This is a genomic window from Pseudobacteriovorax antillogorgiicola, from assembly GCF_900177345.1.
Taxonomy (GTDB): domain Bacteria; phylum Bdellovibrionota_B; class Oligoflexia; order Oligoflexales; family Oligoflexaceae; genus Pseudobacteriovorax; species Pseudobacteriovorax antillogorgiicola.
The window spans coordinates 1-19,400 of sequence record NZ_FWZT01000025.1 but is presented as its reverse complement, the minus strand read 5'-3'; the positions used below and the strand labels follow the sequence as shown (position 1 = coordinate 19,400).

Here is a 19,400-nt window from a genome sequence, read left to right as displayed (position 1 = left end):
ATGCTTAGCCTACTTTATCATCAGAATGCTTATCAAATAGTTCAATATCGGCTTGATCTAAAAGGTCTTCTATAATTTGGCTGATATTGCCATCAACAACAGAGAGTTTTGATTCGATTTTGAAATTGCCTTCTTTCATACCTTGATCCACCTTGAGACGGCCTTTCAAGGAATCGCTGACATCGTCTTTCACACGGTCATAAGTGTCTTGGCTGACCAAAACCTTGAACTCGTCATCGGGTACTGCTTCTGCGATGGCTCGCTCAATAATGGTTTCAAAAGACTTAGGGTTCATTTGAAACTCCCGCTGGAGCAGTGACTCCATCATTGACTGACAAATCGTTTGAAAGTTTTCTTGAGCGCTAACGAGGATATTCGACTTCATGCCTTCAAACTCATGAATCATTTTGCTAAATTCATCCAGAATTTGATTTACTTTTTCTTGAATCACGATCATGGCTTTTTCTTCACCAATCTTGTATCCATCTTCATAACCTTTGGACTTGGCTTTCTCAATGGCTTCTTCCTTATCCTCCTGAGGCATTGGGGGAGGGGATGATACGGCTGGTGACATAGGAACAAAACCCTCCTCATCGCTAATATGTGGATCTCGTGGCAACGAAGGCATAGCGGGGATCTCAGGAGCTATCTGATTGATGGCCTCTCCAACCTCTTTGAAAGATGTAGAACTGGGGTCAGCAGCAAGAGGTTCGTCATCTGAAATCTGTTGCGATGCTGAAGTAGGAACCCCGGCGAAAGTTTCGTCGGGGTTCAAAGGGGGAAGACCTTCTTCAGCCATCTTTTTTTTCATATTTGGGAGCGACAGGCCAGCTTTCTTACGCGGGGATGAGTCCCCTTTTACGACTGGATTTTCATCGATTGTTTCTTCAAAGGAAAGTTCGTCGCCAATCTTCTTAACTTCCTGCTCCTCGGAAGCAGCTTCCTGCTTTTTCAGTTGCTTGCTAAATTTTTTGCGGAGTTTACGAGCAATATTCTCCATTTCTAAGTCGATCTCATCCTCTTCATCCAATCGGGCTGATCGACTGTGCATGCGTTTTCGTTGTTTGATCCATTCTTGGGTAAAATCGAGTGGCTTGATCACAGGGCGATACTCCGCCGGCTCAAATATGGACTCGATCTCCCTTGGTACCTTCACTCCAACATCAAGGTCTTCGTCAAGGTGAAGTTTTGTGTGAATGATATTTGCGTCTACGTTATCTGCGTATGTTATGTGTGTTTCGCAGATTTCCATCAGATTGAAATTCGTGATCGAAAGTGCTTCACAGATGGGATCATCTTTTTTTATGAAGCGGCCCTTTCGCAGCCTGACGTGTGACTCTTCCATAGGTCCCTTCTATCGATTTGACTGATGTGGGTTAAGAAGAATGCGAATAGCCTCTGTTGTTCTCGCTGGTTCGTTCTTCGCAAGATATAGAATCTGCTCCTGTGGACTAAGCTTTTCGAAGGGAACATCTTCCTTAACCTGGACATTAGACATTCCGCCCATCTCCAAATCGGGCTTGAATTCTTCGACGATGGCTTCTTTTTGCTTGCGCTCAGGGTCATAGGATAGCCAGCGAAAGTAGGGTCGAACGATGAAGGCGAAGAAGAACACCAGAGCAAGGGCTATGACACTGGAAAGCACCAGTGTAGAAATATATTTTCGATTCTCTTTCTTCTTTTCACGTAACGCCTCAACCTGCATAGGAGCCAGTTCGAAGAGGACGTTGTGAACGGTTACCTCGTCTCGGTTTTGCTTGAATCCGATAGCGGATTTGACTAGATCTTCGATTTTTTTCATCTCTTCAGGAGTTCGTGCTTCAAATTCTGGAGCTGTTCCATCGGCGGGGTAGACTTGGGTGCCATCAACAATTACAGCTGCTGAAATTCGCTTGATTGTCCCCACAGGCAGAATGCGGTGGCGATGCTGCTTTGCGATTTCATAGTTGAGTCTCTCTGTATTCCGCGTGCTTTGATTGCTATTGGAATTGATGGCAAGTTCTTCCTGTTCTCCGGGAACATTGGATTTTGCTCCCGGAATGCCAGTAGGATTTAAACCGCTACCCTTCATTTCTTGATTGGTGGTATTGGAAGATAGGACGACAACCCGATCTGGATCGATATCAGATATTGTCTGCTCTTCACGGGTGAAGTCAACTTCCACATCGATCTTGGCTTCAACGCGATCGGCTCCGACGATACGTCCAACGAGAGCCTTTACTTTTGCTGCCAGCTCTTTTTCGATTGTGCGCCGGTAAGCCAGCATTTCATTAGTGAGTTTTGTGGTGGGGTCGTCTATCTCAACTTTAGTTAGCATTTTGCCATCTTGATTGACGATTGTGACTTTTTCGGGACGAAGCCCCTCAACCGATCGGGATACTAGGTGTGTGATTCCCTTGATTTGTCTTTCCGATAGTGATGTGTTGCGATAGGTTTTTACGTATACGGCTGCTGTTGGTTCCTTTTCATCTTCTTTGAAAAGTGACTTCTCGGGCATCACTATGTGGACGCGAGCACCGATTATACCGTTAATAGATTTGATTGTTCGTGAGAGCTCGCCTTGAATAGCTCTCAATTTGTTAACATTTTGCTCAAATTCGGTTTTGGTGAAGTCTTGCTTATCAAATTTTTCCCAGCCGATGTGTCCATGGGCGGGGAGGCCTTCCTGAGCGAGTTTGAGGCGCAATGGCAAGACTTGGTCACTGGCCACAAGAATCCCTTTGTCATCAATTACATAGTCCTGAACTTGCTGGTTTTTTAGCTCTTGGGCGATAGCTTGCACATCGTCTTGCTCCAGGTTCTCATAGAGGTAAGACATCTGTCGTTCCTCCTGATTGAGCACGATCGTCATGATCCCGCCGATAATCAAAAGTATGGTGGCAGCAACACCAGCTTTTTGCCACGTGTTCAGAGAGGTCCAGAACTTAAATAGCTGCTCTCTGAGTTTAGACAGGTATTCTGTAAAGTTACCCAAGGTTCACTCCGGAAATTAAACAGGCATTCTCATCACTTCTTGATACGCTTCGAGCGCTTTATTCCGAACCTGAACTGCCATGTTGAATGTTAGCTCTGCTTGTGTAACCGCTAACATGGTTTCATGGATATTCTGGCTCTTGCCAGTGGCGAGATCCGTAGCTGCTTTATCGGCAAATTTCTGATCTTTATTGACTTGGGTGACACTGTTCTCTAAGTGCTCGATAAAAGTCGGTCCTTTGGGTTTAGCTTCTACATTGCCAGCTGCCTTTTCTCGATTGATCGATTGAAATTCCCGTAATTCAGCAAGGAGTTGTTCACCGAATCGAGATGAACTTCTCGAGTTAATGGTCATCATTGTGAGATCTCCTAGCGACCGATCTCTAGGGCTTTAGTAGCCATAGTTTTCGCTGCGTTCATAGCTGTGGTATTGGACTCGAAAGATCGGGTCGCAGTAATCATATTCACCATTTCGGACATAACCTGGATATTGGGCATTTCGACGAAGCCGTCAGCATCGGCATCGGGATGACTCGGGTCGTGAACCTTTCTCGGGGATTTTGTGTCTTCATGAATATCAACAACTTTGACTTTCTTGAGTTGAGTACCCCAGTCTTCATCAAGAAAATCAGCAAATGGCGTATCACTGACGGGAGTCGCTGAGAAGACAGCGTCTTGACGCTTATAGGGTCCTCCTTCTGGGGTGCGTGTGGTGTTGGCATTGGCGAGATTGGCACTTAAGATGTTCATCCGAAGCCTTTGGGCAGATAAACCGGCCGAACTGATATTCATCGCTTTAAAAAAACTCATTAACGTCCTCCTGCACTGATTGCATATTTCAGTGTTCCAATCTTGCGATTGACAAGTTCTACTGTTGCACGATAGAGAATCTGGTTCTTAGATAGCTTCGACATCTCATCATCAATGTCCACAGTGTTCCCGTCTTGACCGACACTTTCGGTGGGACGAACAAAGACATCAGGATAGATCGTGCCGTCAGCTTCAGTATGACCATTCATAAAGTGCTTTGAGCTACTTGCCTTCATGGGGAAGGGGTCACCCCCATCAGCAATAGCTTGCAGTTGCTTTTCAAAATCAAATCCCAGAGCCCGATAACCAGGGGTTTCGCTGTTGGCAATGTTGCTTGTCAGCACATGCTGCCGAGTTAGCCTCTGATTCAGGGCCTCCATTTTAATGGCGTCTGAAAAGTTAAAAACTCCTGCTAACTGACTCATAGGGGCTTTCCTGAAGTTGGTTGAGGAACTTCGTAGCCTTCGATGGTGAACTCATTGATCTTATTGCGAAGCGTTCGCAAGCTGATCCCAAGAGTTTTTGCGGAATGAGTTCGATTGCCGTTGTGATTTTTTAGAGTTTCGATAATGAATTGGGTTTCCACTTCCCGCATTTTTCTTCCAATAGGAAGGTGTTTGACCCATTCGAGATTATTGTCGGCTTTTTTCGGCTCTAGGACGAATTCATCAGCGGTGATGGTGTTGCTATTGCTCATAAGAACCGCTCGCTGAATCACATTCTGTAGCTCGCGAACGTTGCCTGGCCAAGGGTACTTGACTAGCTTTTGCATAGCATCAGCCGTGATTGAAGCTGCCTGTCCCTTGAATTGAACACTGAACGATTTTAGGAAGTGACGAGTTAGCACTTCGATATCCTTCTTTCGTTCCCGCAAAGGTGGGATTTCCAAATGAATTACGTACAGGCGATAGAACAGATCTTGTCGGAAACGTCCTTCAGTGACAGTTTTAGCGATGTCACGGTTCGTCGTAGCTATGATGCGAGTATCTATCTTGATCGGCCCACTGCCACCAATTCGCTCGATTTCAGACTCTTGTAAGGCTCTTAGTAATTTTGCCTGTAGATTTTGGTCCGTTTCAGTGACTTCATCTAGAAGCAAAGTGCCGCCAGTAGCTTGCTCAAACTTACCTTGGTGTTGCTGATTAGCCCCGGTGAACGAGCCTTTTTCAAAGCCAAAAAGCTCACTTTCAAGAAGGGTCGGAGGTAGAGCCGCACAGTTGACAGCTACGAAAGACTGCTCCTTGCGCTTGGAGCAAGCATGAATCATGCGTGCAACGATTTCCTTACCAGTGCCTGATTCCCCAGATATGAGAACAGGCACGTTTGCATTGGCAATCTGATGAATGACCTCACGGATCTTCATCATTTTTTCGTCGGCGAAAATAAACTCCGTGCTAGGTCGGCTTTTCTTCTCTTGTTGCTTGCTTTTAACGTAGGCCAAGTACTCATCCGAGCTTGGTTTCTGGTCTCCCGAAGGAGGGTGGGCAATGGCGTTGTTTCCTGGATCAACACGATTCATTAGAATACTCCCTATTCTTTAAGTTGTTCAAGGCGTTTCTTTGCTAACTCGGCATAGAGCAGATTGTTGCCATCATTAGCGGCTTGTTCGAACGCTTGAAGTGCTTCCTCTCGTCTTCCTGACCTATATAAAAGAAGCCCTCCCTTATAGAGAGCTTCGGCGCGCTTTTCCCAATTTTTGCTTTTGTTTCCTGTCAATGCATAGATCCGACCAGCATCCAGGTATTCGTTATTCTCTCTGTGAATTTCAGCTAGTTCCGTCAGTTCTTGGGCCCAGAGCTTCTCAGCTTTCTGGTCTTGTAGAGTGCCTGGATCAATGTTACGGAGAAGGGATTTCGCTTTACGATGATTGAGCGTGTCGCCATCTTGGAGAAACTCCTTAGATAGTTGGCTCAGAGTAAAAATTGCTTCTGCATTTGCCTGGTAGCTAGACTTCCAAGTGTCGTTATCGACGATATCCTGTTTGCTTGGAGTGATAGCCTTCGTCCAAGACCAAAGATGAATTTTGTTGTGAGTTTTGGTGGATTGACTGTCACTTAAGTTAGCTTCGAGGTGTTCTTTGAACTGAACGGTCATGGCTAACTTGTCCCCACCTTCCAAGCGATCCCATGTTTGGGCAAGCTTGGCATCTTCACCCTGAAGTTTCTTGCGTAGGCTATTCATCTTAGCAGTATTGTTTTTTGCGATTTCAATATCGAGGCTTCGTTTGAGAACTTGAATCAAGTACATCTGAGCCTGAAACTCTTGTATTTTATCTGTGCTGAGGGCTTTGGCTTGTTCATAGTAAGGAACAGCCTTCTGGGGCTGTTGAATTTTCCGGTAGGATTCACCAATAGCCCAAGCTAGATCCCGAGAGTCGGTTGCAGACCCTAGTGACTTGGGTAAGTTTTCGAGCATATTGATGGCTCGTAAGCTTTCATTGGTATCGGCGCTTTTTAGGATGTTGTGACTAATATTCTTCTTTGTTTGTGCAAGTAGATTGGATCGAAATGGTTCCGTCGCTTTGCCTTGAAAACGTTTGAAATATTTTCCAGCGAAGTTGGCAGTTGTTTGATTCCATTGTAAGTTGCGGAGCTTGTCGTTTAACAAAATGGAGGAAATCAGGAAGACCGTTTTCGGATTTTCGGCAACGGATTGTGTGGACTCTAGTTGGTTTAATGCCACCGCATCAGGCGTGGGAAGTTTATGCTTATCATCGACAATACTAGGGATTGCTGCAGGGTCTTGGCCCCAATAGGCCTTGCGTATGGCAACGAGGGATCGCAATTCTGGGAGAGCCTGGGTTTGAATCGTATCGAGCTGGGCATAGAGTTTTGGAAATATGTCCCACTGGGATCGGTCAGCCGCCTTCAAGGCCCGTACATCAAGCTTTCTCATAGCTGCAAATTGAGCTAGCGGGCTATCTGGATGTTTATCGATCACGCTCTGGTAGTAGCCATCAGCAAGGGTTAAGTTACGCTGCCCAAAGTGTATTTCTGCGAGATTCCAAAGGTGCTTGGAGTCCTTATCAAATACGAGAGGGCTTTCATGGAGAACTTTCTGATAGGCAATAAGTGCTTTGAGTTCGTGTCCAAAGTCGAAAAGTTGGCTTGCATAGTCAGCCATCGCCTCACCGGAGTCCATGGCTCGGCCAGCATTTTTTTGAAGCCAAGATCGATAGTTTTTGCCAGTTCTACTAGCGCTAGTTTGAGTGCGATACATGTAGACAGGATAGTTTTTCCATGCGGAGCCGATTCCGGGATTGGTTTTTTCAAGAGCTAGGACCAGTTGCTGAGGGTTTTGAATGTCTTTGGGTTTAGGTTGAAGTAGTCGCCGCTTCCTTCCAGAGCTGCTTGAGTCATCTTCTGCAGGTTCCTGCTGAGCGTCACGCTTCATACGGACAAACATTTGTTTGCGACTACGGCTAGGGGGCTCCCGAGCCAATCGTTCTTCGGGCGCCGAGCTTGGGTATGGTGAAGTTCCTGCCGTTGGTGGCCCATTATCAACAAATGGTAGGCCGGTCTTTGGATCGCGCGCCTCTTGAAACCTGTTATCATAGAGATCGATCACTAATCGATGGGGTTCTTTGAAGGCATAGATAGCAGCTTTGATGGATTGGTCTCTGAGAACCAGTTTGATCTGGGTATCTTTGCCAGACATCTCTTTAACGATGAGGCGACGAATCAATCGGTCGTCGTAATTGTACAGTGGGTCTAAGTCTTCAGGTTGAGTGTTTTTGAGTTCGATTATGATGGCATTGTCACGCTGATTGAAGTGGTAGTCGTAAGCCCTTTCATTAGGAAACGGGATTACGATTTGGCTATACCTTTGTCCTAGTGCAAGCTGGCATGTTAGCCAGAAGCCTAGTAGGATAAAGCGTTTCATGTTGACTACCACCGTCATTCTTTTGCTCACTCTGGAATTTGTAATAGTCGGCAAATTTGACTAAGCAAGAGCTATGCCATGGTTAATGAGTTGAAATTCTGAGGCAAATCCACATCACGCCAAAATGATGTCGCAGATCTGGGTCAAACTTGTGACGAAAGAGGGCTCGCCGTCATATCTTTGACTTGAAATCATTGCTATTGTGAGAGAAGAAGGAAGGTCTTGATCATATAAGGAAGTGTTGATGTTGGAGCAAAGTCACGGGCGTCTGCCATGGGAAAAAACCTCAGCAAGAGTGGTCGTCGTAGGCGATCTGATTTTAGACGAGTATTTGGACGGATCGGTAAATCGAATATCCCCTGAGGCTCCTGTACCAGTGCACCTTGTTCAGAGCAGCACCGCGACAGCAGGTGGAGCAGCGAACGTGGCTCGCAACATTCAGCTAGTGGGTGGCTATTGCTCGATTGCTGGCGTTTGTGGCAATGATGGAGCAGCTGACCAGCTCAAGCAGATATTAAAAGCTGATGACGTCGACATCAAAAATATTGAAACGGACCTCGATCGCCCTACTGTGCGTAAAACTCGAATCACAGCAAACCATCAGCAGCTGGTACGGATTGATTGGGAAGAAGTCAGGCCTATCAGCCAGGACTTGCAGGAGCGATTGCTGAGTCGCGTGAAAGAGCTTTCGTGCGACGCGCTTCTTGTGAGTGACTATGGCAAAGGATCATTGCCTCCAGAGTTTTTGAAGCAGCTGATCAGCTATGCCCGAGAGCAAGGGGTGCCTGTCGTCGTCGATCCCAAAGGCAAAGATTATTCAGGTTATGCAGGTGCTGATCTTATCACACCAAATTACAAAGAAGCCTGCGAGGCTCTGGGTCTTGACAGCAACCAAAACTGGGACCCAGAAATGCTGGCGTCAAAGCTTAAGGAACGCTTCGACCTCAAGAATATATTGGTCACCCTAGGAGCCAAAGGTATGTTAGGGCTCACAGCTGATGGTGTGGTTCATCATTTGGCGGCAGTAAAGAGAGAAGTATTCGACGTTTCAGGAGCAGGGGATACAGTTGTTTCGATCATGGCGTTAGCCATGGGAAGCCAGACAGGTTTTCCAGAAGCTATGAGATTGGCAAATCTTGCTGCCGGTTGTGTGGTTGAGAAGTGGGGAACGCAACCGATCACAAAATCAGACCTCTTAGCAGCATTAGATGAAACGACTCGCCATGATTTTGGCTGGCACGCGACGGGGCGCAAAATTATGGATCGTGCTAGCCTTAAGAATGAAATATTGAACATACAAGACCAGGGGCGAAAAATCGTATTCACGAATGGTTGCTTTGACCTCTTGCACGCTGGTCACATTGCTTATCTTGAGGAGGCGAGATCCTTGGGGCATGGGCTGGTTATCGGTGTTAACTCTGACCAATCCGTGCGGCAGCTCAAAGGTGAGAGCCGACCTATCATTCCCTGTGAGCAGCGGCTGGCATTGTTGGCCGCGTTGGAGTGTGTCGACTATGTAGTTAGTTTCGACGAGGAAACGCCGGCACAGCTGATTCAAGACTTGATGCCCGATGTCTTGGTAAAGGGCGCTGATTACGAGCTTCATGAAATTGTCGGGGCCGACACCGTTACCGCAGCAGGTGGTAAGGTGGAAAGAATCGCCTTCGTTGACGGATTATCCACTTCAGATATTGTGCGGCGGGTTAAGGCTGGCGAAGGTGTGAGCATCAGTCCTCAGAACTGATCAAAAGAAAAGATTTTTCTTAAGTAATTATAGAAGTATATCTCTTTTTCTAGGCAGGGCTGGGGATAATTAGTAAATCCTCCAGTCCGCCTTCCGAAACCTACCCTATATCAATCGCAGTGGTTTTCTCCATAGTGTTAGGAGGCTATAGGGTGGGTGTCAAAGCAAAGAAGATTCTCATCGTTGATGATGAGCCAGACGTAATAGCTTGCTATCGTAGTATTTTTTCTTCAGATCGTATGACAGTCGTGACTGCCGACAATGGTTTGCAGGCATTCGAACTGGTTCAAAATACAGCCTTTGATGCCATCGTCACTGATTTAAATATGCCTCATCTTCACGGTGTTCAGTTGATCGCTTGCATCAAAGCCACTGACTTAAATAGGCATTGTCCTATCATTGTGGTATCCAGTAACTTAAAGCAAGATGTGTTACCTAAGTTGGAAGCGATGAAGCTGGTGGAAGCCATGTCAAAGCCAGTGGATCCGGGGGAATTGAAGCGTAAAATCGAGTCTTCGATCTATCCTAGTCGGAAGCAAGCTATTGCCTACAATCCCAAATATATAGATTTGTTCAAACAGAGTGGCAGCAAGCTACTCAACTTCTACTTCGGACTGGAGCCAGAGGTTCAGGAGCCGTACCTGAGGAGGAAAGCCGAGCCCTTTGGTGCTGTGACAGGAGTTGTGAACTTTTTTGGGCCGGACTTCTTTGGTGTTTTATCGATTTCATGTGACCAGAGTTTTGTCCAAGATTTAGCCAGTCAGCTTTTTGGGATCGAAGCAAGTGAAGTGGATGTCGTGCAGTTTGTAGACCTAGTGGGTGAACTTGCAAATCAGTTGGGAGGTTTCGTCAAGGATCACGTCACCAGCAGTGGAATGGATGTTATGCTAGGTATTCCATTCATCTTAGCTCAAGATCATAAGATACCAGCTTGTGTCAGCAGTCCTAAGATTGCCATTCTGTATAGTATTGGAAGGGGAAATTGTCGGGTGGAATTCGCTTTGGGGGATCCTCAGCACTTGCATCTCCATGGCAAACAGGATACTTCAGATATCTTTGTTTATGACAGTTCTAAAGTAGCCTAGCGCCTAGTCGATTTAAAGCCTCGGCGTTGTTGACTTTGTCACTCGCTCGTCACCGTACCCAGCACGTACTGTCTCCTCGCTCGCTCCTTGTCGCCTAGCCGAGAATTCAACTTGACTAGTAGAGCTTGGATCTAGGTGATCCAAACTCTATGCTCTCTGCTAAAACTCTTCGTTAAAGCTAACCTCTCCGGTAACGCCTTTTTGATAAGCTGCGACTCGCCGCTCGAAGAAGTTTGTTAGTTCCTGAACATCCTGAAGTTCCATAAACCCGAAAGGATTTGAGGCTTGGTAGACAGGGCTTAAGCCAAGTGCAACCAGCCTTTGGTTTGCAACGTATTGTAGATATTGCCTCATGTCTTGGGTCGACAAACCAGCGACACCTAGTTGGAGAACATCATTTGCAAACACCATCTCGCATTCTACTGCTTCGTCGATCATCTTATAAATCGACTTTTTCATATCTTCGTCGAAGAGGTCTGGCTCTTCGCTCTTCACCGTGTTTATGACTTCGAACGCGAAGTTCATGTGGCAGCTTTCGTCGCGGAAAACCCAGTTGGTTCCAGAGGCTAAGCCGTGGAGTAGGCCTTTTGAGCGTAGAAAGTAAACGTAGGCAAAGGCTGCGAAGAAAAACAAGCCCTCGATACAGGTTGCAAAGCAGATCAGGTTAAGCAGAAACTGCCTGCGATGGTCTTTGGTTTCAAGGGTGTCGATCTTATTAATCGAATCGATCCATTTGAAGCAAAACTCAGCCTTTGCTTTGATGGAAGGGATATTTTCAATAGCTGCGAATGCTTCCTCACGATCCTTCTCGTTTGGTAGATAGGTGTCCAAAAGAGTTAGATAGAATTGAACGTGCAGCGCCTCTTCATAGAGTTGCCGCGATAAGTACATGCGGCCTTCGGGAGAGTTAATATGCTTGTACAGATTCAACACCAGATTGTTTGCAACGATTGAATCGCCCGTCGCAAAGAATGCAACGAGTCGCTTGATCAAGTGCTGCTCGGAAGGTGAAAGCTTCTCGCGAAGATCGATCAAATCAGTTGAGAAATCGACTTCGTCCACAGTCCAAGTGTTTTTGATACCGTCCTTATACATTTCGTAGAAGGTCGGGTATTTCATGGGTCTGAGAGTTAGGTCTAAACCAGGGTCTAATAGCATTCGATCTTTCCTTTACTGACAAGCTTCACAGGTTTCTGGGTTTTCTAAAGAGCATGCTACAGCTGAGGCACTGCTCGCTATGGTGGTTTTATTGATTTTTGTAGCAGCCCGAGAGCGCAAGTAGTAGCTGGTCTTCAATCCCTTCTTCCAAGTATAGTTATACATGGAAGATAGCTTGCCGATAGTTGGACTTTCTATAAACAAGTTCAGCGATTGACTCTGGTCAATAAAGGCACCACGATCAGCCGCCATATCGATCAAGGATCGCATGGGAACTTCCCAAGCCGTACGGAAAACATCTTTAACTTCTTGAGGAATGCCTTCGATACCTTGAATGGAACCTTCCGCAAGTTTGATCTGTTGCTTGACCGACTCGTTCCAAATGCCGAGCTCTTTAAGCTTGGCAACAAGATAGGTGTTCACTTGAAGAAACTCGCCCGATAGGGTTTCCCGTTTGAACAAGTTGGACAACTGTGGCTCGATGCACTCATAAGATCCACAAATGGAAGCGATAGTTGCTGTTGGAGCGATGGCAATCATCAAAGAATTACGGAGGCCGTGCTTTTTGATCTCGGATCGTAGACTTTCCCACCTTTCAGGTTGGCTAGGGCTAACGCCCCAAAGATCAAACTGAAGGTCCCCTTTGGCAGCTCGGGTTTCAGCGAAAGAGCTATGAGGGCCAAGTTCAGCAGCAAGCTCACAAGATGCTTTTAAGGCATTATAGTAGATCTCTTCTTGAACCTTGCGAGAAACCTCTCGAGCTCTTGGAGAGTCAAAGGGGATATCCAATTTGAAGAAGGCATCTTGGAGACCCATCAAGCCAAGTCCAACAGGACGCCAGCGATTGTTCGAATCTTCGGCCTGGTGGATGGGGTAGAAGTTGATATCGATTACCCGGTCCAAGTACTTAAGTGCTAAACGGACATTTTCTGCCAGCTGCTTGTAGTTGATGTCGCCGTTTTCAACATAGCGGGAGAGGTTGATAGAGCCTAGATTACAGACTGCTGTTTCCTTGTTAGAGGTCACCTCGATGATTTCTGTACAAAGATTCGACAAGTGAACCACATTATCTTTATTGGAACCGACTTGGTTACACTTGAGATTAGAAGAATCCTTAAAGGTCATCCAACCATTACCGGTTTGGGCGAGACACTTCATCATAGATGCGTAAAGCTCGCGAGCTTTAATCTGCTTTTTGGCAAGGCCTTGATTCTCTGCTTCTCGATAAGCCTGGTCAAACTCGTCGCCATAGAGATCTGTAAAATGGGGAACAATGGACGGGTCGAATAGAGACCATAGCTCATCGTTTTCAACCCTCTTCATGAAAAGGTCAGGAATCCAGTTAGCAATATTCAGGTTGTGAGTGCGTCGCGACTCATCACCAGTGTTTTCACGAAGCTGTAAAAAGTCTAGGATATCGGCATGCCAGGATTCAAGGTAGATACAAGCAGCGCCTTTTCGTTTTCCGCCTTGATTGACTGCTGAAACTGATGAATCCAGGGTCTTAAGGAAAGGAATAATGCCGTTGGAACGACCATTGGTGCCACGGATCAAGGAGCCTTGCGAGCGGACCCGGTGATAAGCCAGGCCAATCCCACCGGCGAACTTTGAAAGCAACGCGACGTCCTTATACTTGTCATAAATCGACTCCAAACTGTCTTCGGGAGAATCCAGCAAGTAGCAAGATGACATCTGCGAGCGCTGGGTTGCCGAGTTGAATAATGTCGGAGTGCTCGGCATATACTCAAATGAGGAAATTAGCTGGTAAAACTCAATGGCTTCTTCAGGCTGTTTCGATAAGCCGCAGGCCACTCTCATAAAGAAGTACTGTGGAGTCTCGAAGACAGTGCGCTTTTCTGGGTCTTTCAGTAAATAGCGATCGTAAACGGTGCGTAAGCCGAAATATTCGAATAGGTCTGATTGTGAGCTTTGGATGGCTTGGTTCAAGACATCGCCATGCTGTTCAACAAAGCTTAAGACGGAGTCAGAAAGAATCCCGACCTGATGGCCATAGGCTATAGAGTCGCTAAAGCTATTGATACCGTGCTTCTTAACCTCGTCACGTACTAGAGTATTCAGCAAGCGAGCGGCTAGTTTTGAGTACTGAGGCTCGTCAGCAATAAACATTGCTGAGCTTTGAATCAGCAAGTTATCGATTTCAACCGTAGAGACTCCATTGTATAAGCCCCGCGACACCTTCTCTGCGATCATCTTTGCATCAACATGATCCAAACCATAACAATGAGCTTGGATCGCTGCGAGCAAACGCTCGATATCAAGAAGCTCCTTTTGGCCATCACGTTTGGTGAGATAGATCTCAGCCTCGCCTGGCTTGTTGATGCTTGAATCTGAATCGAAAGAAGGGGAATGGTTGGTTAGGAGACTCATCAGCTATCCTCGCATATGGTTCACATTTAATCCAAAGGGATTAAGAAAATAGAGGTAAAAAAATCCGTGTCGCCCCTTTTTTAGGGAGCGCATCAATCGTCAAGTTCAGTCTAGTGTGTCGTTAAGGGTTAAGAGCTTGGAAAGTCTTCGCCTGTCTATTCTTTGTTCTCAAGTACATGATCCAGAAGTCAAAGTCATGGTTCATTCTCAACGTCCTAAAACAAACAGCAGGGTCGCAAATTAAGTGTCACTCCACAACAGGAAAAATCTGCTGTGCATCCAAAGTTCGTCGCTCTACAAAGAAAAAATTAAGCCGACGAAAATTAGCATATATAGTGTGAGTTAAGGGTGTCAACCGCTAAATATGGGGTTAACCTGTGAATAACCTGTGTAAAAGTTAGGGAAAGTTCAAGGGTGTTCGGGACTTGGGAGCAGCAAAAAAAGCTGCGAAAAAATTTCATCCACAAGCATACATCAAAAGCGTTGCATTGCAAAAATCCACAGTGAAATAAAGGCCGATGTCTGGAAGGCTGATTGAATTGTTGCAGGAATTTTATCCTTTTTTTCAAGGCTCAAAAAGACTGGTTCACAGAGGCTCTGTGAACCTAGTGAGGGCTACTTTTTTTGCTGCGCGTGCATCACTTCCTCAAGGCTTAAACCTGTTAGCTTCTTAATACCGTTAAGTAGCTTGTACAATGCAAAAAACATAACGATCATCGAGGGGATGACAATCACTGGCCAGCTTAAGGCAGTCATTTGTCCAAGCTCCTCATTGAAAGCTTGTGAGCCGGGCTCACTAACTAAAATGTATTTGGCAAGTGCAAAATTTAGAAATGCCGATAAAAAAAACGACGAGGCAAGCAAATACGAAGTTTGCACCAGTAGTTTTTCAAAAGCAGTCTCGTTATTCTTATTGGCAAGCCTTTCGTGCACGAGGTTGACATTGATAATATTTTCATTGAACAAAAGTTTCTTGACCAATGGATATTTAGTGCGCAAGGAAATGATAATGGCGCAACCGATGAGAGCTGGCACCGTAGCTTCCTTCACTGCAATCCAGTGGGGGGGAAGCTTTATCAGAGTGAAAACTCCTGTCAACAAAATACTGATCAATCCGAGTATTGAAATAAAATTAACTTTGCGACGATCGTAGAAGTCATAGATCCCGTAGCAAAAGGGAAAAGCTAAGGCGATTACGAGGCCAGTAACGGGGCCAAGATGCTCCTCGCCGGTGAACTTCATCAAAATGATCGAAGGGATAGCAATATTCAGCAGCAGGCTGAGCAATGGGTTTTCTTGTTTCTCAGACATAATATTCCTTTCTGTGTCTACGATAGAGCTGGCAGTTCCCAGTCGATTGGAACCTTACCGTTGCGAAGCAAATACTGATTGATTTGTGAAAAAGGTCTTGATCCGAAGAAACCACGATGAGCCGACAGCGGCGATGGATGCACTGACTCTACGACAAAGTGCTTTTCTCTGTCTATAAAGCGGCCTTTCTTCTGGGCGTAGGCTCCCCAAAGGATAAATGCTAGTTGCTCCCGTTGATCGTTAAGTTCGCGAATCACGGCGTCAGTAAAGGACTCCCAGCCACGTTTTTGATGGGATCCGGCTTGGCCTTGGCAGACGGTAAGAACACTATTGAGCAAAAGAACCCCTTGCTCAGCCCAAGATGCTAGGTAGCCATGGCTAGGTTGCTGAATACCTAAGTCCTGTTTAAGCTCCTTGTAGATATTAACAAGTGATGGTGGGATGGCCACTCCAGGGCGGACGGAGAAGCTAAGTCCGTGAGCTTGATTCGGTCCATGATAAGGATCTTGCCCAATCACAACAACTTTTACTTGTTCGAAAGGAGTGAGATTGAGTGCCATAAAATACTCTGTCCCCTTGGGATAGATTGTCTTGCCTTGCTTGATCTCTGAAACCAAAAAATCTTTCAGTTGCTGCATATATGGCTGCTCAAACTCCGGGCGAAGCACTTTTTTCCAACTATCATCGAGCTTTACACTATTTATGTCCAATCAGGTCCTCCTTTTTGCTTCCGAAATCTATCTGGCCCTCGGCCATTTGTCTACGGCCTCTCCGTAGCCCACCTTCATTTGCTGGTACTAATACTTATAAAAACCACCAGTTCTCGCCACTGCTTAGTGGTTTGTAGTGCCAAATACTAAGATATAAACACCCGAAAAGAGCAAAGAAAGATCATTTATTTCAAGTTTTTTTCAGACCAACAGATAAGGAGATTGTTCGCTCTAATATGCGCCTAAACAGCTCTCTTTCCAAGTTGGAGATTGTTATGACTCGGGAAAAAAAACGCTGCCTTATTATCGATGATAGCTACGATTTTGGCGTCCTTATGGAAGAGGGGATTCGCGAGTACTTTGAGTCTGACGTAGCGCAGGATGCATTTACCGCGCAGCAGTTACTGTCACAGAAGAAGTTTGACATCATCCTGAGCGATATCCAAATGCCCTTTCTGAATGGCCTCGACTTAGCCCAGGAGCTAAGACGCAAGTATATCAATATTCCGACAATCTTTATCACCGGTGATGTGACTCCCGAGATATCGAAGCAAGCCTTACAGATCGGGGCTGCAAATCTTCTTGAAAAACCGGTTAACATTCCAGAACTGGTTGCAAAGATGCAGCTAGCCATACAGATTGCCAAAGAGGATCATGAGGATGAGTCTACCGATCATGAGCTTGGCTATATCTATAATTTGCTCAAGTCGCACTACTACGACATCCAAGAGATCCTATATCAAATCCAGTACTATCACGTTCCGATTTCTGTTGTTAAAGAAGAGCTGGATAAGAAGGAGAGGATGGGTAAGTGTCATTTAGATGACCCAGAAAACATCAAGTTTCTGGGTTCTGTAGCGTCTTAAAAGAAGTCTCAAACCATTGTCAAAATCCGAACCAGCTAACCGATAAATTCATATTAATTCAATACCCTTACGGGTGGGCCTGTGGCATAAAACCGAAAAGGCTCATCTTCGCCAAGCTCTTCGAGGAGGTCTTGGATCATCGAATCGATGAGCGTCGATGGGGTGATACCGCGCTTCTTACATAGCTTTTGAAACTTTTTATACCTCTTCTTTTCCAGGTGGAAGCTGGTTCGGATTCCTTCCTTCTTCTCGATGTTAAGTTCCAAAAGCTGTTTAGTATGATTCCTCATTAGCTGTGACACCTCATGTGTGCTAAACCCGCTCCTACTGTGAGACCGCGTGACTCACTAATTTCAAGACTATTTTAACTCATTTCCCGTATAAATCTGTATTCTTTTTCGTATAAAGCATGTGTAAGAAGTAATAATTTATGCGTAACTTTGATGCAAAATCTGCGCAAGTGTGATTTATATTGTTTTATATCAGAGCCTTATGAAATTTTTTTGAAAATCTCAAATGAACTTATTTCACATGAGTTGCACAGTTTCAGCATTAGTGTATGTGCTTTCTGCTAAAATCTTGAAATGCAAAGAAGCATCTTTAACTCAAAATTTAATGCTCGCAAGAGAGTTTTACGCCCTGCCTCTAAGCTACCAATTACCTATCATTTACTGATAAATCATTGTGAATTTCCAAGTGCTCTTGGCAGCAAAAGTCTCAGTATATTACGCAAAAATTAATCATAGATTGCATAAGTACTGAGTAATAAATGCCTAAGACAAAAATAATGATGATGTTAATATTAGGTATATCTGGTGCTAAAGTTAGTATGATCGTATCCGATAGACTCTATAGAACGAGTAAAGCGCGGCCAAGAGCTAGGTTTTAGGCTCTGCACAGATCGAGGAAAAGCATGGAAGCAAGTACACTCGGCAATCGATATCGACTTATAGAACCCCTGGGTCAGGGGGGAATGGCAGTTGTTTTTCGTGCATGGGACAAGTCATGTGATCGCTTCGTTGCCATTAAGAAGATTCACAAACATCTATGTGAGCACCAAGGAGTTCGCGGCCGGTTTCAGTTTGAAGCCAAAGCCATTTCACAAGTAGAGCATCCCAATATTGTGAAGTTCCTTGACTATTCAGGGCAGGAATCAAAAGATTTGTGGATCGCCATGGAGCTTCTAGAGGGCTCAGATCTCATCGACTATATCGATCGGTCTCAGAAAGGTTATCTGGCCCCGCTCCCAGCAGTTCTTATCTTCAACGATATTGCGGGGGCTCTGAAAGAGGTTCATCGTAATAACATCATTCATCGAGATATTAAGCCTGAAAACATCATGATTTTACACAGTGGTCATGTGAAGTTGATGGATTTTGGGATAGCTCGCGATGTGCATCTAGGAAATCTAACCCAGGTGGGGGATTTTCTTGGTTCACCAAACTACATGTCTCCAGAGCAGATCCGAGGAGCGAACCTAGATAAGCAGGCGGACATCTATAGCTTAGGGGTCGTTTTGTTTCGGATGCTCACCGGGCAGCTGCCATTTGATGGTCAGAATCATCACGAAATCTGTATGAAGATCCTTTTGGGTCACTATAAGCCACCGAACGAGATTCAAAGTGGTATTTCACCGATCCTATTGCGCATTGTAACCCGTTGTCTCGCGCTTAAACCTGAGCAACGCTACGAAAGTATTGAACACTTACTGCTTGATGTTCATGATTTTCTAGTTCTGTCGAAAGATCGGCATTTTCGTAAGCGTAATAAAACAATAATCAGTAGCTCGTCTCCAAAACAGCGAGCCTAATAACGCCTAACAGCACTCTAGGCTCCCCTCCTAGTGGTGTTTTAGTTCCCAGTCACAGACCTTCAGTATCCCCCTTGCTGAAGGTCATGGCCCGGCTGAGCGCTCTTCTCATGCCAAAATCGTTTGGTCGGGTCTGTCGTCTCCCCTATGCTGGCCATCTAGCTACTGCTAGGTGGCCTAGCTTTTTATGAACACTATTGGTTCGAATTACCCCATCCAGAGTGCGCTGATACTTCTCATACCAACCGGAGTCGCTGCCTACAGCAACTTCCTTGTAAACCAATTCGCCTCTGCATACTATTATCACCAAAAAATGTCGTCTTTAACCTAGCATTTAGTCCTTGATAACATTAACTTAGGTCTTTTCCTAAGAGTTGCGGAGACGGTATGTCAAAACAAGAAGATAGCGATTCACAGCCAACCCCTTTTGATCCAGCCTACACCCAGCTATTTTCCTATCCAAAAATGGTGAGAGACCTGCTGGTAAACTTCGTCAAGCAGCCCTGGGTAAATGATATCGATTGGGATAGTCTGCATACCTTAAGCCCAAAGTTTGTAACCAAAAAGCTGAGAAAGCGTGAATCAGATATCATATGGACGGCGAAGTGGCAGGATAAAGACCTTTACATCATTTTGTTTCTGGAGTTCCAAAGTTCCGTAGAT

General features: G+C 45.5%; 17 protein-coding genes. 5 read left to right on the top strand and 12 right to left on the bottom strand.

Going from position 1 to position 19,400, the window contains the following annotated elements; all coding sequences use genetic code 11:
• Window positions 1-4 precede the first annotated feature (4 nt).
• Genes B9N89_RS25280 through B9N89_RS25250 form a run of 7 tightly spaced genes read right to left on the bottom strand, consistent with a single transcriptional unit; the run spans window position 5 to window position 7,665 of the window.
• Complete coding sequence (locus B9N89_RS25280; RefSeq protein ID WP_132323993.1) at window positions 5-1,345, bottom strand: FliH/SctL family protein; 1,341 nt, start codon at window positions 1,343-1,345, stop codon at window positions 5-7.
• A 9-nt stretch (window positions 1,346-1,354) separates the two neighbouring features.
• On the bottom strand, window positions 1,355-2,974 hold the full coding sequence (gene fliF / locus B9N89_RS25275; RefSeq protein ID WP_132323991.1) for a flagellar basal-body MS-ring/collar protein FliF: 1,620 nt from the start codon (window positions 2,972-2,974) through the stop codon (window positions 1,355-1,357).
• Window positions 2,975-2,989: 15 nt separating this feature from the next.
• The gene (gene fliE / locus B9N89_RS25270) at window positions 2,990-3,331 is read right to left on the bottom strand and encodes a flagellar hook-basal body complex protein FliE (protein ID WP_200820788.1); all 342 of its coding nucleotides are present in this window, start codon (window positions 3,329-3,331) and stop codon (window positions 2,990-2,992) included.
• 11 nt (window positions 3,332-3,342) lie between these two features.
• Window positions 3,343-3,783, bottom strand: a complete 441-nt coding sequence (gene flgC / locus B9N89_RS25265; RefSeq protein ID WP_132323989.1) for a flagellar basal body rod protein FlgC — start codon at window positions 3,781-3,783, stop codon at window positions 3,343-3,345.
• The gene (gene flgB / locus B9N89_RS25260; RefSeq protein ID WP_132323987.1) at window positions 3,783-4,208 is read right to left on the bottom strand and encodes a flagellar basal body rod protein FlgB; all 426 of its coding nucleotides are present in this window, start codon (window positions 4,206-4,208) and stop codon (window positions 3,783-3,785) included. The genes flgC and flgB overlap by 1 nt, the downstream gene beginning before the upstream one ends.
• Complete coding sequence (locus tag B9N89_RS25255) at window positions 4,205-5,302, bottom strand: sigma-54 interaction domain-containing protein (protein ID WP_132323985.1); 1,098 nt, start codon at window positions 5,300-5,302, stop codon at window positions 4,205-4,207. Before B9N89_RS25255 ends, flgB begins: the two co-directional genes overlap by 4 nt.
• 11 nt (window positions 5,303-5,313) lie before the next feature.
• On the bottom strand, window positions 5,314-7,665 hold the full coding sequence (locus tag B9N89_RS25250) for a tetratricopeptide repeat protein (protein WP_159455628.1): 2,352 nt from the start codon (window positions 7,663-7,665) through the stop codon (window positions 5,314-5,316).
• Between the two features lie 244 nt (window positions 7,666-7,909).
• On the opposite strand from B9N89_RS25250, the gene rfaE2 reads away from it, so the two are divergent.
• On the top strand, window positions 7,910-9,409 hold the full coding sequence (gene rfaE2 / locus B9N89_RS25245; RefSeq protein ID WP_132323981.1) for a D-glycero-beta-D-manno-heptose 1-phosphate adenylyltransferase: 1,500 nt from the start codon (window positions 7,910-7,912) through the stop codon (window positions 9,407-9,409).
• A gap of 152 nt (window positions 9,410-9,561) precedes the next feature.
• A complete protein-coding gene (locus tag B9N89_RS25240) occupies window positions 9,562-10,494 on the top strand; it encodes a response regulator (RefSeq protein WP_132323979.1) in 933 nt (310 codons plus the stop codon).
• A 159-nt stretch (window positions 10,495-10,653) separates the two neighbouring features.
• Here the strand turns inward: B9N89_RS25240 and B9N89_RS25235 are convergent, their stop codons facing one another.
• From B9N89_RS25235 to ung, 4 genes are all read right to left on the bottom strand, one after another.
• Window positions 10,654-11,652 carry a ribonucleotide-diphosphate reductase subunit beta gene (locus tag B9N89_RS25235; RefSeq protein WP_132323977.1) on the bottom strand — a complete coding sequence of 333 codons (999 nt, stop codon included), beginning with the start codon at window positions 11,650-11,652 and terminating at the stop codon, window positions 10,654-10,656.
• Between the two features lie 12 nt (window positions 11,653-11,664).
• Window positions 11,665-14,040: a ribonucleoside-diphosphate reductase subunit alpha gene (locus B9N89_RS25230; protein ID WP_132323975.1), complete on the bottom strand. Its 2,376-nt coding sequence runs from the start codon at window positions 14,038-14,040 to the stop codon at window positions 11,665-11,667.
• A 615-nt stretch (window positions 14,041-14,655) separates the two neighbouring features.
• Complete coding sequence (locus B9N89_RS25225) at window positions 14,656-15,351, bottom strand: VC0807 family protein (protein ID WP_132323973.1); 696 nt, start codon at window positions 15,349-15,351, stop codon at window positions 14,656-14,658.
• A 17-nt stretch (window positions 15,352-15,368) separates the two neighbouring features.
• Window positions 15,369-16,061, bottom strand: coding sequence for a uracil-DNA glycosylase (gene ung / locus B9N89_RS25220; RefSeq protein ID WP_132323971.1), 693 nt, complete (start codon window positions 16,059-16,061; stop codon window positions 15,369-15,371).
• A gap of 275 nt (window positions 16,062-16,336) precedes the next feature.
• Here ung and B9N89_RS25215 point away from each other — a divergent pair, with 275 nt between their 5' ends.
• Window positions 16,337-16,927, top strand: a complete 591-nt coding sequence (locus tag B9N89_RS25215) for a response regulator (protein WP_159455627.1) — start codon at window positions 16,337-16,339, stop codon at window positions 16,925-16,927.
• Window positions 16,928-16,980: 53 nt separating this feature from the next.
• Here the strand turns inward: B9N89_RS25215 and B9N89_RS25210 are convergent, their stop codons facing one another.
• Window positions 16,981-17,217 carry a hypothetical protein gene (locus tag B9N89_RS25210; protein WP_132323967.1) on the bottom strand — a complete coding sequence of 79 codons (237 nt, stop codon included), beginning with the start codon at window positions 17,215-17,217 and terminating at the stop codon, window positions 16,981-16,983.
• A 623-nt stretch (window positions 17,218-17,840) separates the two neighbouring features.
• Here B9N89_RS25210 and B9N89_RS25205 point away from each other — a divergent pair.
• Window positions 17,841-18,737, top strand: coding sequence for a serine/threonine protein kinase (locus B9N89_RS25205; RefSeq protein ID WP_132323965.1), 897 nt, complete (start codon window positions 17,841-17,843; stop codon window positions 18,735-18,737).
• Window positions 18,738-19,124: 387 nt separating this feature from the next.
• Window positions 19,125-19,400, top strand: a 276-nt coding sequence (locus B9N89_RS25200; RefSeq protein ID WP_143478267.1) for an Rpn family recombination-promoting nuclease/putative transposase, incomplete at its 3' end; no start/stop codon positions are given.